The 13083-nt window shown below is 65.4% G+C and carries 12 protein-coding genes; 7 read left to right on the top strand and 5 right to left on the bottom strand.

Annotated elements, in window-relative coordinates:
• The first annotated feature begins 100 nt into the window (after nucleotides 1–100).
• Nucleotides 101–757, top strand: a complete 657-nt coding sequence (locus CAG41_RS01840; protein WP_085581107.1) for a DedA family protein — start codon at nucleotides 101–103, stop codon at nucleotides 755–757.
• On the opposite strand, the gene CAG41_RS01835 is transcribed toward CAG41_RS01840, so the two are convergent.
• Nucleotides 738–1973 carry a sterol desaturase family protein gene (locus CAG41_RS01835; RefSeq protein WP_085706652.1) on the bottom strand — a complete coding sequence of 412 codons (1236 nt, stop codon included), beginning with the start codon at nucleotides 1971–1973 and terminating at the stop codon, nucleotides 738–740. The two genes, CAG41_RS01840 and CAG41_RS01835, sit on opposite strands and share 20 nt — an antisense overlap.
• Nucleotides 1974–2089: 116 nt before the next feature.
• Here CAG41_RS01835 and elbB point away from each other — a divergent pair, with 116 nt between their 5' ends.
• Nucleotides 2090–2758, top strand: a complete 669-nt coding sequence (gene elbB, locus CAG41_RS01830; RefSeq protein WP_085581111.1) for an isoprenoid biosynthesis glyoxalase ElbB — start codon at nucleotides 2090–2092, stop codon at nucleotides 2756–2758.
• A gap of 58 nt (nucleotides 2759–2816) precedes the next feature.
• Here elbB and CAG41_RS01825 read toward each other — a convergent pair whose 3' ends face one another.
• Nucleotides 2817–4712 (bottom strand): FTR1 family protein, encoded by a 1896-nt coding sequence (locus tag CAG41_RS01825; RefSeq protein ID WP_085630143.1) that lies wholly within the window; start codon nucleotides 4710–4712, stop codon nucleotides 2817–2819.
• Nucleotides 4713–4856: 144 nt separating this feature from the next.
• Here CAG41_RS01825 and CAG41_RS01820 point away from each other — a divergent pair, with 144 nt between their 5' ends.
• The 5 genes from CAG41_RS01820 to CAG41_RS01800 all read left to right on the top strand — a co-directional run bounded on the left by CAG41_RS01820 (nucleotide 4857) and on the right by CAG41_RS01800 (nucleotide 9610).
• Nucleotides 4857–6266, top strand: a complete 1410-nt coding sequence (locus CAG41_RS01820; RefSeq protein ID WP_085637120.1) for a COG3014 family protein — start codon at nucleotides 4857–4859, stop codon at nucleotides 6264–6266.
• A gap of 188 nt (nucleotides 6267–6454) precedes the next feature.
• A complete protein-coding gene (locus CAG41_RS01815; protein ID WP_085581117.1) occupies nucleotides 6455–7849 on the top strand; it encodes a COG3014 family protein in 1395 nt (464 codons plus the stop codon).
• 15 nt (nucleotides 7850–7864) lie between these two features.
• Entirely contained in the window at nucleotides 7865–8239 is a 375-nt protein-coding gene (locus tag CAG41_RS01810; protein ID WP_085581119.1) for a YcfL family protein, read from the top strand.
• Nucleotides 8240–8275: 36 nt separating this feature from the next.
• Nucleotides 8276–8863 carry a penicillin-binding protein activator LpoB gene (gene lpoB / locus CAG41_RS01805; protein ID WP_085581121.1) on the top strand — a complete coding sequence of 196 codons (588 nt, stop codon included), beginning with the start codon at nucleotides 8276–8278 and terminating at the stop codon, nucleotides 8861–8863.
• 3 nt (nucleotides 8864–8866) lie between these two features.
• Complete coding sequence (locus CAG41_RS01800; RefSeq protein ID WP_085581123.1) at nucleotides 8867–9610, top strand: penicillin-binding protein activator LpoB; 744 nt, start codon at nucleotides 8867–8869, stop codon at nucleotides 9608–9610.
• Between the two features lie 97 nt (nucleotides 9611–9707).
• On the opposite strand, the gene CAG41_RS01795 is transcribed toward CAG41_RS01800, so the two are convergent.
• The 3 genes from CAG41_RS01795 to CAG41_RS01785 form a co-directional block, all read right to left on the bottom strand.
• The gene (locus CAG41_RS01795; RefSeq protein ID WP_085581125.1) at nucleotides 9708–10340 is read right to left on the bottom strand and encodes a LysE family transporter; all 633 of its coding nucleotides are present in this window, start codon (nucleotides 10338–10340) and stop codon (nucleotides 9708–9710) included.
• A gap of 201 nt (nucleotides 10341–10541) precedes the next feature.
• Nucleotides 10542–11123 carry a mechanosensitive ion channel family protein gene (locus CAG41_RS01790; protein ID WP_085581127.1) on the bottom strand — a complete coding sequence of 194 codons (582 nt, stop codon included), beginning with the start codon at nucleotides 11121–11123 and terminating at the stop codon, nucleotides 10542–10544.
• Nucleotides 11123–13033 carry an ATP-binding cassette domain-containing protein gene (locus tag CAG41_RS01785; RefSeq protein WP_085581129.1) on the bottom strand — a complete coding sequence of 637 codons (1911 nt, stop codon included), beginning with the start codon at nucleotides 13031–13033 and terminating at the stop codon, nucleotides 11123–11125. Before CAG41_RS01785 ends, CAG41_RS01790 begins: the two co-directional genes overlap by 1 nt.
• Nucleotides 13034–13083 lie beyond the last annotated feature (50 nt).

Raw genomic sequence — 13083 nt, 5'->3', positions numbered from 1 at the left:
TTGTCAGTGTAGGAATTGTTCACGTCGAGACACATTTCGACACTTTCCTGAATGTGTCCGAAGGGTTAGGCTGCGCGTTCATTTCGCCAGCACCCAGACAATGCTCCAACAACTTCTGCATGACTTCGGCTACTTTGCCTTGTTTCTCGGCACGTTCTTCGAAGGCGAAACCATCCTGGTGCTCGCGGGCTTCCTCGCGTTCCGTGGCTACATGGACATCAACCTGGTGGTGGTCGTGGCGTTCTTCGGCAGCTACGCCGGCGACCAGCTGTGGTACTTCCTGGGCCGCAAGCACGGGCGCAAGCTGCTGGCGCGCAAGCCGCGCTGGCAGATGATGGGCGACCGGGCGCTGGAGCACATCCGCAAGCATCCGGACATCTGGGTGCTGAGCTTCCGCTTCGTCTACGGCCTGCGCACCGTGATGCCGGTGGCGATCGGCCTGTCGGGCTATCCGCCGGGACGCTACCTGCTGCTCAACGGCATCGGCGCGGCCATCTGGGCCGCCGCGCTGGCCGCCGCCGCGTATCACTTCGGCGCCGTGCTCGAAGGCATGCTGGGCAGCATCAAGAAGTACGAACTGTGGGTGCTCGGCGGCCTGCTGGTGCTGGGCCTGCTGCTGTGGCTGCGCCGGCGCTTCAAGAACGCGCGGCTGGCCAAGCAGGTCTACGAAGACGAACAGGCCGCCAAGGCCGAGCGGCGCAAGGCCGAACTGGCCAGCGCGGCCGAGACCAAGACGCCTAAGACGCCAGCCGAGTGAGCCGCTGGCGGCAGCAGTACAGGCCGATGCCGCTGAGCAAGGTGTAACTGAGCAGGCCGATCCACGCCACCGGGCTGGCCGGCCACAGCCCCACCAGCGGCGCCAGCCACACCAGCGGCAGGTTCGAGGCCAGCCGCAGCAGCTCCACCCGCAACGCCCACGGGCGATTCTCCAACGCCGTGCCCAACGCGAACAGCCCCAGCGCCACCGCGCCCCAGCCGAGCACCAGCGCACCGGCGGGCAGGCTGTGCTCAAGGTTCATCAGGTAGCTGCCCAACGCAATGTAGACGCCGAACTGCAGCACCACGTACCACTGCTGGCGGCCGTCCAGCGGCACCTCGAACTTGCGGAACTGGCTCAGATCCGGCTTGCTCATCGGGTACTGCGCCGCCACGTCCGCCGGGCGCCAGCCGGTGCGCATGAACCAGATCCGCAGCTTGTCCCATCTGCTGCGCGTGCGGCGCGCGTCGTCCCACAATTGCGCATAGAACTGCAGGTTGGCCCACAGCGGGTTCCAGCTCGCCAGCGGCGTGGTCACGCCGAAAATCACCGGTTCGTTGTCGTCCTCTTCCTGGAACGAGCCGAACAGCCTGTCCCAAACGATGAACACCCCGCCGTAGTTGCGGTCCATATAGAGAGCGTTCTGCGCATGGTGGGCCCGATGGTTGGACGGCGTGACGAAGAACCCCTCGAACCAGCCGAGCTTGGGGATGTGCCGGGTGTGCACCCAGAACTGGTACAGCAGGTTCAGCGCCGCCACGCTGACGAACACCGGCAGTGGCACCCCGGCCAGCGCCATCGGCAGGTAGAAGATCCAGCTCAACAGGAACCCGGTGCTGGTCTGGCGCAGGGCCGTGGAAAGGTTGTAGTCCTCGCTCTGGTGATGCACCGAGTGGGCGGCCCACAGGATGTTGCGCTCATGGCCCATGCGGTGCAGCCAGTAGTAGCAGAAGTCATAGAACACGAAGGCGAACACCCAGACCCAGACGCTGTCGGCCGGCAGCCGCAGCAGGGCCATGTGATCCAGGGCGAACGCATAGGTCACCAGCCCCACGCCCTTGGTCAACAGGCCGGTGGTGGTCGACAGCACGCCGGTGCTGATGCTGTTCACCGCATCGGCCACGCGGTAGTTGCTCACCCCGCGCCAGCGGTCGGCGACGAGCTCCGCCGCGATCAGCACAAAGAAGAACGGTACCGCATACAGAATGAAATCCATGACGCGCCCTGATCGTGATCTTTGAGGACAGATCCTAGGTGTAGCCGCGAATTATCCCTATGGCAACGAGTGACAAATTAGTGGACATTTAACGCCATGAATCTGGAGAAAGCCCCATGAGCAAGAAAATCGCAGTGATCCTGTCCGGCTGCGGCGTGTACGACGGCGCCGAGATCCACGAAAGCGTCATCACCCTGCTGCGCCTCGACCAGCGCGGCGCCCAGGTGCAGTGCTTCGCCCCGAACATCGCGCAACGGCATGTGATCAACCACCTGACCGGCGAAGAGATGCCCGAGTCGCGCAACGTGCTGGTGGAGTCGGCGCGCATCGCCCGCGGCGAGGTCAAGGACCTGCGCGAGGCCGACGTCGAGGACTTCGACGCGCTGATCGTGCCCGGCGGCTTCGGTGCGGCGAAGAACCTGTCCGACTTCGCCGTCGAAGGCCCCGGCTGCACCGTGCAGCCTGAGGTGCTGGCCCTGGCCGAAGCCTTTGCCGAAGCGGGCAAGCCGGTGGGGCTGATCTGCATCTCGCCGGCGCTGGCGGCGAAGATCTACGGCCCGGGCGTGACCTGCACCATCGGCAACGACGCCGACACCGCAGCGGCCATCGGCAAGATGGGCGCCACCCACGAAGACTGCGCGGTGACCGACATCGTCGAAGACAAGGCACGCAAACTGGTGACCACCCCGGCCTACATGCTGGCGAAATCGATCGGCGAGGCGGCTTCGGGGATCAACAAGCTGGTCGACCGCGTGCTGGAACTGACCCACGAGAACGACGCCTGAGCGCAAGCGCCCCTTTGTGGCGAGGGAGCTTGCTCCTTCGCCACCCTGCCTTCTGGGGTCAGGCCGTCGCCCGCCGCTTCTCCGCCACCCGGCTGCGGCCGTAAAGAATGATGATCGCCGCGATCGCCACGGCCTGGGCCGTCAGCGAGTAGGCGTCGGCATGGATCCCCAGCCAGTCGAACTCGAAGAACGCCACCGGCCGCGTGCCGAAGATGCCCGCCTCCTGCAACGCCTTCACGCCATGCCCGGCGAACACCACCGACAATGCGCACAGCAGGCCGGCGTTGATGCTGAAGAACAGCGCCAGCGGCAGTTTCGCCGAGCCGCGCAGGATCACCCACGCCAGGCCGACCAGCAGCACCAGCGCCGTAGCGCCGCCCGCCAGCACGGCGTCATGCCCGGCGGGGCCGGCCTGCAGCCACAGGGTTTCGTAGAACAGGATCACCTCGAACAGTTCGCGGTACACCGAGAAGAACGCCAGCACCGCGAAACCGAAGCGCCCGCCGCCGCCCACCAGGCTTTGCTTGATGTAGTCCTGCCAGGCCGCCGCGTGACGGCGGTCGTGCATCCACACTCCGAGCCACAGCACCATCACGGCGGCGAACAGCGCGGTGGCGCCTTCGAGCAGCTCGCGCTGGGAACCGCTGACATCGATCACGTACGCCGCCAGCGCCCAGGTGCCGAGGCCGGCCAGCAAGGCCAGGCCCCAACCGGCGTTGACGCTGCGCACCGCCGACTGTTGGCCGGTGTTGCGCAGGAACGCGAGGATCGCCGCCAGCACCAGAATCGCTTCCAGCCCTTCGCGCAGCAGGATCAGCAGCCCGGAAATGTAGCTCAGCGACCAGCTCAGGCCATCGCTGCCCAGCAGGCCGGCGGACGCCTTGAGCTTGGCCTTGGCCGCGTCCAGGCGCTGTTCGGCCTGGGCCACCGGCAAGCCGTCCTGCAGGGACTGCCGGTAGGCCATCAGGGACTTCTCGGTGTCCTTGCGCACGTTGGCGTCGACGTTGTCCAGGGAGCTTTCGACCAGTTCGAAGCCTTCGAGATAGGCGGCCACCGACAGGTCGTAGGCCTGGTCGCGTTCGCCGGCACGATAGGCGGCGAGGCTTTTGTCCAGGGTCGCGGCGGTGTAGTCGAGCAACTGCGCCGGGCCGCGCTTGACCTGCGGCGGCTGCGCCCGCTGCGCGCGGAACACCGCAGCGGCCTGCGGGCCTTCGGCCGCCTGCACTTCGGCCGGGGTCTGACGGGCCAGGTCGGCGATGTTGTAGGTCTTTTCGGATTTCGGCACGGCCGAATCTGCGCTGAACTGGGCGATGTAGGTCGCCAGGTCCCAGCGCTGACGGTCGTCGAGCTGGTCGGCGAAGGCCGGCATGTCGGTGCCTTCGACGCCTTGGCCGAGGGTGCTGTAGATCGCGTACAGGCTCAGGCGATCCATGCGCACGGCGTCGCGCAGATTGGCCGGGGCCGGCGTCAGGCCGACGCCCGCCGGGCCGTCGCCGGCGCCGGTCTCGCCGTGGCAGACCGAACAGTGCTGGGCGTAGAGCGGCGCGCCGCGGGTCGGATCGGGGGTGATCACCGGCGCCTGGCTGACCTCGTAGGCCACCGCCAGTTGCGCGCCGAGCTGCCGGGCCTGGCGGGCGACATCCGCGCCGTCCTGCCTGGCCGCGATGGCCCCACGCAACGCGCTGACGCCCTGCTCCAGCCCGGCCTTCTCGGGCTTGGCCGGCATGGCCGCGATCAGCCCTTGCAGCACCTGGGTGAATTCCAGCTGCTCACGGTATTCCGCGTCGTCGATGACCTTGCCGGCCGCCACCGTCGGCGGGTAGTCGGCGCTGATGTAATCGAGCAGGTGCAGCGCCTGCGGCGCGCCTTCCACGGTATCGGCCAGCAGGTCGACGCTGCCCAGCACGCAAAACGGGAACACCAGCCAGGCCAGGAATCGGGACGCGGCAGTCATGAATGAGTCTCAAATGGAAATGCGAAGTTACATATTGTTCACGTCGAACGCATTTCCCTCAAGCTTTCTTGCCGATGCAAAGCACATGGCCAGCACCCGTCCCTATAATGCGCCACCCCAACGCTCAAGGAAGAACCGTTTCCCATGCGCCACTGCCTGCTGCTTCCCTTGCTGTTCAGCCTTCTGGCGCAACTGGGCGGGTGTGCCGCCTACCGCAACTACGACCTGGAAATGCAGCAGACCAACGACCAGCTGATGATGGGCAACCTCGACAACGCGCTGTACCTGATCGAGCGGAACAACCCATGGGAAGACAAGGACCTGCTCTATTATTTCGAGAAAGGCGCCGTCCTCAGCCTCGGCAATGCCCTGCCGGAGAGTCAGGCGACCTGGCGCAGCGCCGACCAGATGATTGTCCGCCGCGAAGAAGCGGTGCCGTCCGCCCCGGTGAAGCTGCTCAACCGCTTCTACAAGGAAATGGGCATGATGCTGGTCAACGACAAGCTGCAGCGCTACGACGGCTACGATTACGAAAAGGTCATGCTGACCACCCAGATGGCCCTCAACCAACTGGCGATGAATGACTTCGACGGTGCGCGGGCCGACATCAAGAAGACCCACGAGCGCGAAACGCTGATCGCCAGCCAGCGCGAACGGCAGTACGAAGAGGTCGAGAACCAGGCCAAGGCCCAAGGCACCCGGCTGCACTACAAGGACCTGCAGGGCTATCCGGTGACCACCCTGGAGGCGCCGGCGGTCATCGAGCTGAAAAACGGATATCAGAGCGCGTTCAGCCATTACCTGGCCGGCTTCACCTATGAAGCGCTGGGGGAACGGACCCTGGCCGCGCCGGGCTATCGGCAGGCGATCGAACTGCGGCCCAACCTCCCCTTTCTCGAACAGGCGCTGCGCAACCTCGACAAACCGCCGGCCAAGGCCGGCGAAAGCGATGTCCTGATTGTCGTGCAGAGCGGCCTGGCGCCGGCCCGGGCTTCCGTCACCGTGCCGATTCCCGTGCGGCTCAACGAGAACCTGGTCATCGTCGCGCCGATCTCGTTTCCGGTGATGATCCCGGACGCGGTCACGCCCAAGTTCGACCACCTCACGGTGGACGGCCGCAAACGCTCGCTGGCCCAGGTCAACAGCGTCACCGACATGGCGGTGCGCACCCTGCGCGACGACATGCCGGCGATCATTTCCGCCGCGATGTTCCGCGCCAACATGGCCGCGATCGGGCAGGCCAACGAAAACGAGCGCAACCCGGCCAAGGCCTCGCTGACGGTGACCGCCAAGGATCCGTTCGAGGAAGCCGACACCCGCACCTGGCGCACGCTGCCGGACAAGACCCTGGTGGCGCGCCTGCGCCTGAAAAAGGGCGAGCACACCCTCGTCCTGCCCAACGCCAAGCGCACGCCGCCGATCACGGTGCGCATCGACCAGGATCATCAGGTCATCAACCTACGGGCGTTCGGCGATCTGGCGTTCATCATCGGCGCGGCCTACGTGCCGCCGCAGGCGGTATCGAACACGACACAAGTAATGGCACCTCACTAACTAGTGAAATTAAAAAGCTATTACATAGCCAGCACCGCGGACCTATAATGCCGCGCCCTCGCTATCGCGAAACGGCATTAAAGCTCCTCTTTTGATGAGGAATCGGCAGGACGCCAACACCCCTGCCGATCGGTCCCTGCAGCCCGACCCGCACCGGGGCTGTCGCCACTCATGGAAGAAGTACCCCCATGGCATTCCGCGCTCCCACCCTGCTCGCGCTCAGCGCCGTCACCCTGCTGTCCGGCTGTTCGGCGTTTCGCAACTACGATTCCGAACTGGCCCAGACCAACCAGCAACTGGCCGCCGGCAACGTCGACGCCGCCCTGACCCTGCTGGAAAAGAACAACACCGGTCCCGACAAGGACTTGCTCTACTACTTCGAGAAAGGCGAACTGCTGCGCGCCAAGGGCGACCTGTCCGGCAGCCAGGGCGCCTGGACCGCCGCCGACCAGGTGGTGGGCAAGTGGGAAGACTCGGTCAAGCTCGACACCGACAAGTACCTGGCCCAGTTCGGCAGCTTCCTGGTCAACGACAAGGTGCGCCGCTACGAAGGCTACGACTACGAAAAGGTCATGCTGACCACCCAGATGGCCCTCAACCTGCTGGCGGTCAACGACTTCGACGGCGCCCGCACCGCGATCAAGAAGACCCACGAGCGCGAAGCGGTGATCGCCGAGCTGCGCGACAAGGAATACCTCAAGAGCGAGGAAGAGGCCGAGAAGGAAGGCATCAAGACCCAGTACAAGGATCTGCAGGGCTACCCGGTCGCCAGCCTCGACGCGCCGGAAGTGGTCGGCCTGAAGAACAGCTACCAGAGTGCGTTCAGCCATTACCTGGCCGGCTTCGTCTATGAAGCGCTGGGCGAGAAGGACCTGGCCGCGCCGGGCTACCGCAAGGCCGCCGAGCTGCGTCCGAACACACCGTTGCTGGAACAGGCGCTGGTCGACCTCGACAAGCCGGCCAAGTCCGACGACAGCGACATCCTGATCGTGGTGCAGAGCGGCCTGGCGCCGGCCCGCGACTCGATCCGCGTGCCGTTGCCGCTGCCGATCGACAACAACCTGGTGATCACCCCGCTGTCGTTCCCGGTCATCAAGCCGGACACCTCCACCGCCCCCTTCGCCCAGATCGGCGTAGACGGCCGGCAACTGGACCTCACCGCCCTCAACAGCACCACCGCCATGTCCCGCCGCGCCCTGCGCGACGACATGCCGGGGATCATCGTGCGCACCGCCGTGCGGGCGATCACCAAAGGCGCGGCGCAGAAGAAGCTCAACGAAACCAACCCGCTGGCGGGCCTGGCGGTGGGCATCTCTTCAGCCGTGCTCGAAGGTGCCGATACCCGTACGTGGCGCACATTGCCGGACACCACCCAAGTGGTGCGCCTGCGCCTGAAAAAGGGTGAGCACCAGGTGACCCTGCCAAGCGTGGCCGGTGGCTCGCAGGTCAAGGTCACCGTCGATCAGCGATACCAGGTCATCACTCTGCGCGCCGTCGGCAGCCAGGTGTTCGCCGCCGGCAACGCCGCCCACGTGATCCCGGGCGCCAACGCTACCGCCGTGGCCAGCCTCAAACAACCTTAAGAACGGAGTCTTTGCATGCGTTTCAAACTCTTCGCCGTCGCCGCCCTCGCCCTGTTGGCGAGCGGCTGCGCCACCCCGCCGCCACCGGAACCGGGCAGCGCCGCGAGCAAGGTCGTGGCCATGGGCCCGCAGAAGCACATTGTGGTCGGCGCCATGCGCGTGGCCCGCGAGAACGGCTTCATGACCGTCAACGTGCAGTTGAGCAACACCCTCAACAGCAACAAGACGTTCTACTACCGCTTCGCCTGGCTCGGCCCTGAAGGCTTCCCGGTCGCCGAAGAAGAAGTCTGGAAAAGCCAGATGATGTACGGCGCCCAGACCAGCTTCATCCAGGCCATCGCCCCGACGCCCAAGGCTGTGGACTTCCGCCTGGAACTCAAGACGCCTTAAGCCCGACACCCCATTCCCGATTTAGAGAGCATTCCCATGTTTGCACGCTTTTCCTGCATCGCCGTCCTCGCCCTGCTGGCCACCGGCTGCGCCAACACCTCGCCGACCCTGGGCAGCAAGAACATCAGCTACGGCGATACCAAGGCCGTCGAGACCGTGACCAACGAATTCGGCTCCACCGACCTGCAGATGATCGCCGAGTCGATGACCCGCTCCCTGGCCCAGTCCGGCATCCTGCAGGGCCGTCCTGTGGTTCAGGTCTACGACGTGAAGAACAAGACCAGCGAGTACATCGACACCCGCGAGATCACCACCAGCATCAAGACCCAGCTGATGAAGTCCGGCACCGCCCGCTTCGCCAGCGACAACACCGCGATGCAGAGCCAGGTCGACCAGCTCAAGCTGCAGAACCAGAGCGGCCTGTACAAGAAGAGCACCGTGGCCAAGACCGGCAACATGATCGCCGCCAAGTACCGCCTGGAAGGCTCGATCAGCTCGATCGTCAAGCGCAGCAGCGACTACAAGGACGTCTTCTACAAATTCAGCCTGCAACTGATCGACGTCGAAAGCGGTCTGGCCGAGTGGATGGACGAAAAAGAGATCCGCAAAACCACGGAGCGTTAACCGATGCGCGCATGGATTGGCATGATGGCCCTGGCTTGCGCGTTCGGCGCGCAAGCGGCCCCGAAAGTCGCGGTGACGGACCTGGCGTACCAGGAGCGTGTGGAGCAGTACATCCACATCGTTTCGGCCCAGAACAACTACCGCGAGGGTTACTACAGCGCGAGCGGCTCTTCGAGCTACAACGAGCTGGAGGCCACCACCAGCTACATCGAGCAGGGCGAGCTGCGCAAATTCACCGGCGACATCAAGGGTGAGATCCTGCGCACCGGGATGTTCCAACTGGTGCAGGGCACGCCCTACACCGCCTCGTCCAAGGGCGACGTCTACGACGTCATCAAGCGGATCAAGGCGGGTAACTTCAAGGGCGCCGACTACGTGCTGTTCGGCACCGTGTCGGACATCGACTTCACCCAGGACATGAACGAGCTGGCCCACACCGACAGCTACTCGGCCGTGCTGGGCCTGACGTTGGTGGCGGACTTCAGCCTGATCAACACCAAGACCTACGAGATCACTTCGGCCTTCACGGCGATGGGCGAAGCGCAGGACACCAAACTGGTGAACGGCCGCGACATCAAGATCTCGCTGAACCGCCCGCGGGTGGTGCGTGACGTGTCCAAGGCGCTGGGCGAGGACGTGGCCGGGCAACTGAGCATGCAACTCGGCGGTGGCGGTTACGAGCAGCCGCGCGAGCCGCAGCAGCGCAACAACCTGCCGCGCGACACGGCGCCGGTGATCCTCAAGTGATTGCCCGCTGACGCAGGGAAGCACCCGCGGCGGGGAAGGATCCCGAGCCAAAAAAAGGCGACCTGAACAGGTCGCCTTTTTTTTGTGGCCGCAGGATTCAGGCGGCGGCTTTGCGCAGCGTCGCCATGAACGCCGCCGCGCCGATGAACAGCCCGGCGAAGGTACGGTTCATGCGCTTCTGTTGCTTGGGCGTGCGCAGCAGGCGCAGCACCTTCGAGGCCAGGCCGGTGTAGCCGGCCATGACGATCAGGTCGACGCAGATCATGGTCGCGCCGATCACCAGGTACTGGATCAGCAGCGGCGCATGGGGGTCGATGAACTGCGGCAGCACCGCCAGCATGAACACCAGGGCCTTGGGGTTGCTGATGTTCACCAGGAACCCGCGGAACACCAGCGCCATCGGCTTGCCGATCGGCCGCACGGCGGCATCGTCGCTCATGTCGCTGGGCAGCGCACGCCATTGCTTGACCGCCAGGTAGACCAGGTAGGCCACACCGAACCACTTGATCGCGTAGAACGCCGTGGCCGAGGCCGTCAGGATCGCGCCGACGCCGGCGCCGACGATCGCGATCTGCAGGGCCAGCCCCAGTTGCAGGCCGAGGGCGTTCCAGTAACCGCGCCAGAAACCGTACTGCAGACCGCTGGACATCGACGCGATCGCGCCGGCGCCCGGAGACAGGCTGATCACCCAACAGGCGGCGAAGAACGCCAGCCATGTTTGAAACTCCATCGCACACCTCGACTCAGACTCGTGACAGACGTCCAAGCTAATGCGGATCCGGGCGGATGACCACCGATTTTTTGCAGGATGTTGCAGCTTGCCGACCAACGTTTACGGGCCGATGGCGCCTTCACCTTGCCGACGCCACATGACCTGTGCGAGCCAGCCTGCTGGCAATGGCGCCAGCCCAGGCGACGCAGGACAGAAGACTTACTTCTCGAACCCGCTGGAAGGAAACACATCGCTGCCCCGCCAACGCCGCACCGAACGCTGGAAGAACAGGCTGTTGGGCACCTGCACCATGGCGCTGCCCGTGCCGAGCTCCTCGGCCTCGATCAGCGTGGTGTACAGCAGGTTGATCGCCACCACCCGCCCCTTCACCCCGGGCTTGTCGGTGGTGTCCACCAGCTCGACCACATCGCCCAGGCGGAACGGGCCGACGGTGAAGATCAGGATCGCGCAGAGCAGGTTCGACAGCACGCTCCACATGGCGAAGAACGCCACCGCCGCCACCGCGACGAAACCGGACAGCGCCGTCCACAGCACGGTGGCCGACACCCCGAGGCGCTCCAGCACGAAGATCAGCGCGCTGCCCATGATCAGCCAGCGCAGGCCGCCGCGCAGCGGCATCAGCAACTGCGGCGGGAACGGGTAACGCTCGCCCAGGCGGGTCAGGCATTTGGCGACGAAGCGCTGGGCGAAGTAGGCGGCCAGCAGAATCAGCAGGATCTGCACGCCGAGCCAGATCGGCTCGACCCACACCGCCGGCAGCGGCAGCTTGAACGCCTCCATCAAGACAGCGTCTCCAGCTCCGCCTGCATGCTTTCCAGGGTTTCCAGCGCTTGCATCCACGCCTCTTCCAGCTCGGCTTCCCGCGCTTTCAGCTTGGCCTGTTCGGCCAGCAGGTCACGCAGTTCGTTCTTGCGGGCCGGGTCGTAGATGTCGCTGTCGCCGAGGCTGGCATCGACCTTGGCGAGCTTCTCGTGCAGCTTGCCCAGCTCCGCTTCGAGCTTGTCGGCTTCGCGCTTGTGCGGCGCCAGTTGCTGGCGCAACGCGGCGGCGGCCTGGCGCTGGGCCTTCTTGTCGGTCTTGTCCGGGTTCACCGGCGTGCTGCTGACCGGTGCGTTGCGCTGGCGGTAGTCCACCAGCCAACGGGCGTAGTCGTCGAGGTCGCCGTCGAACTCTTCGACCTTGCCGTCCGCCACCAGGTAGAAATTGTCCGTGGTGCTCTTGAGCAGGTGCCGGTCGTGGGACACCACCAGCACGGCGCCGCTGAACTCCTGCAATGCCATGGTCAGGGCCAGGCGCATTTCCAGGTCCAGGTGGTTGGTCGGTTCGTCGAGCAGCAGCAGGTTCGGCCGCTCCCAGGCGATCAGCGCCAGGGCCAGGCGCGCTTTCTCGCCGCCGGAGAAGTTCAGCACCGGCTCGTCGATCCGCCCGCCGCGGAAGTCGAAACCGCCGAGGAAGTCGCGCAGGGTCTGTTCGCGTTCGGTCGGCGCCAGACGCTGCAGATGCAGCAACGGGCTGGCCTTGGCGTCCAGCGAGTCGAGTTGGTGCTGGGCGAAGTAGCCGACCACGGTGTTCTCGCCGCGGGTCAGGCGCCCGGCCAGCGGCGCAAGCTCGCCGGCGAGGTTCTTGATCAGGGTCGACTTGCCCGCGCCGTTGGGGCCGAGCAGGCCGATCCGCGCCCCCGGGGTCAGCTGCAGCTTGACCTTCTCCAGGATGGTCTTTTCGCCGTAGCCCAGGCGGGCGTCGGACAGGTCGATCAGCGGACTCGAGATTTTGGTCGACTCGCGGAACACGAAGTCGAACGGCGAATCGACGTGGGCCGCCGACAGCTCTTCCATCCGCTCCAGGGCCTTGATCCGGCTCTGGGCCTGACGGGCCTTGGTGGCCTGGGCCTTGAACCGGGCGATGTAGCTTTCCATATGCGCACGCTGCGCCTGCTGCTTCTCGTAGGCCTGTTGCTGCTGGGCCAGGCGCTCGGCGCGGGCGCGTTCGAACGCGGTGTAGCCGCCGCGGTAGAGCACCAGCTTACGCTGGTCGACATGGGCCACGTGATCGACGACTTCATCGAGGAAGTCGCGGTCGTGGGAAATCAGCAGCAGGGTGCCGGGGTAGCCCTTGAGCCACTCCTCCAGCCAGATGATCGCGTCGAGATCCAAGTGGTTGGTCGGTTCGTCGAGCAGCAGCAGATCCGACGGGCACATCAAAGCCTGCGCCAAGTTCAGACGCATCCGCCAGCCACCGGAGAAATCTCCTACCTGACGATCCATCTGCTCATTGGTGAAACCGAGGCCGGCCAGCAACTTGCGCGCACGCGCATCGGCGGTGTAGCCGTCGGCGCTGTCGAGTTCGGCGTGCAGGCGGGCCAGGGCCTCGCCGTCATGGGCCGCTTCGGCCGCCGCGAGGTCGCGCTGCACCTGGCGCAGGCGCACGTCGCCGTCGAGCACGTAGTCGACCGCCAGGCGTTCGAGCGTGTCGACCTCCTGGCGCATGTGGGCGATGCGCCAGTCGGCCGGCAGCAGGCAGTCACCCGAGTCCGGGTGCAGCTCGCCGCGCAGCAAGGCGAACAGGCTGGATTTGCCGGCGCCGTTGGCACCGATGAGACCGGCCTTGTGGCCGGCGTGCAGGGTCAGCTCGGCGTCTTCTAGCAGACGCTGCGGGCCACGCTGTAAAGTCAGGTTCTGAAGTCGGATCATAATGGCGGCGGAGTCTACCAGCTTCGCCCGCAACTGGCGCGAGTAGCACG

Source organism: Pseudomonas sp. B35(2017) (assembly GCF_002113645.1).
GTDB lineage: Bacteria > Pseudomonadota > Gammaproteobacteria > Pseudomonadales > Pseudomonadaceae > Aquipseudomonas > Aquipseudomonas ekonensis.
Note: the sequence above shows the minus strand (reverse complement) of the source record. Positions and strands in the feature narration are given on the sequence as shown.

Bases quoted from the DNA above. Each gene is read 5' to 3' on its own strand.
- CAG41_RS01785 (WP_085581129.1), bottom strand. From the start codon at position 13,033: ATGATCCGACTTCAGAACCTGACTTTACAGCGTGGCCCGCAGCGTCTG.
- elbB (WP_085581111.1), top strand. From the start codon at position 2,090: ATGAGCAAGAAAATCGCAGTGATCCTGTCCGGCTGCGGCGTGTACGAC.
- CAG41_RS01840 (WP_085581107.1), top strand. From the start codon at position 101: ATGCTCCAACAACTTCTGCATGACTTCGGCTACTTTGCCTTGTTTCTC.
- CAG41_RS01820 (WP_085637120.1), top strand. From the start codon at position 4,857: ATGCGCCACTGCCTGCTGCTTCCCTTGCTGTTCAGCCTTCTGGCGCAA.
- lpoB (WP_085581121.1), top strand. From the start codon at position 8,276: ATGTTTGCACGCTTTTCCTGCATCGCCGTCCTCGCCCTGCTGGCCACC.
- CAG41_RS01790 (WP_085581127.1), bottom strand. From the start codon at position 11,123: ATGGAGGCGTTCAAGCTGCCGCTGCCGGCGGTGTGGGTCGAGCCGATC.
- CAG41_RS01835 (WP_085706652.1), bottom strand. From the start codon at position 1,973: ATGGATTTCATTCTGTATGCGGTACCGTTCTTCTTTGTGCTGATCGCG.
- CAG41_RS01810 (WP_085581119.1), top strand. From the start codon at position 7,865: ATGCGTTTCAAACTCTTCGCCGTCGCCGCCCTCGCCCTGTTGGCGAGC.
- CAG41_RS01825 (WP_085630143.1), bottom strand. From the start codon at position 4,712: ATGACTGCCGCGTCCCGATTCCTGGCCTGGCTGGTGTTCCCGTTTTGC.
- CAG41_RS01795 (WP_085581125.1), bottom strand. From the start codon at position 10,340: ATGGAGTTTCAAACATGGCTGGCGTTCTTCGCCGCCTGTTGGGTGATC.
- CAG41_RS01815 (WP_085581117.1), top strand. From the start codon at position 6,455: ATGGCATTCCGCGCTCCCACCCTGCTCGCGCTCAGCGCCGTCACCCTG.
- CAG41_RS01800 (WP_085581123.1), top strand. From the start codon at position 8,867: ATGCGCGCATGGATTGGCATGATGGCCCTGGCTTGCGCGTTCGGCGCG.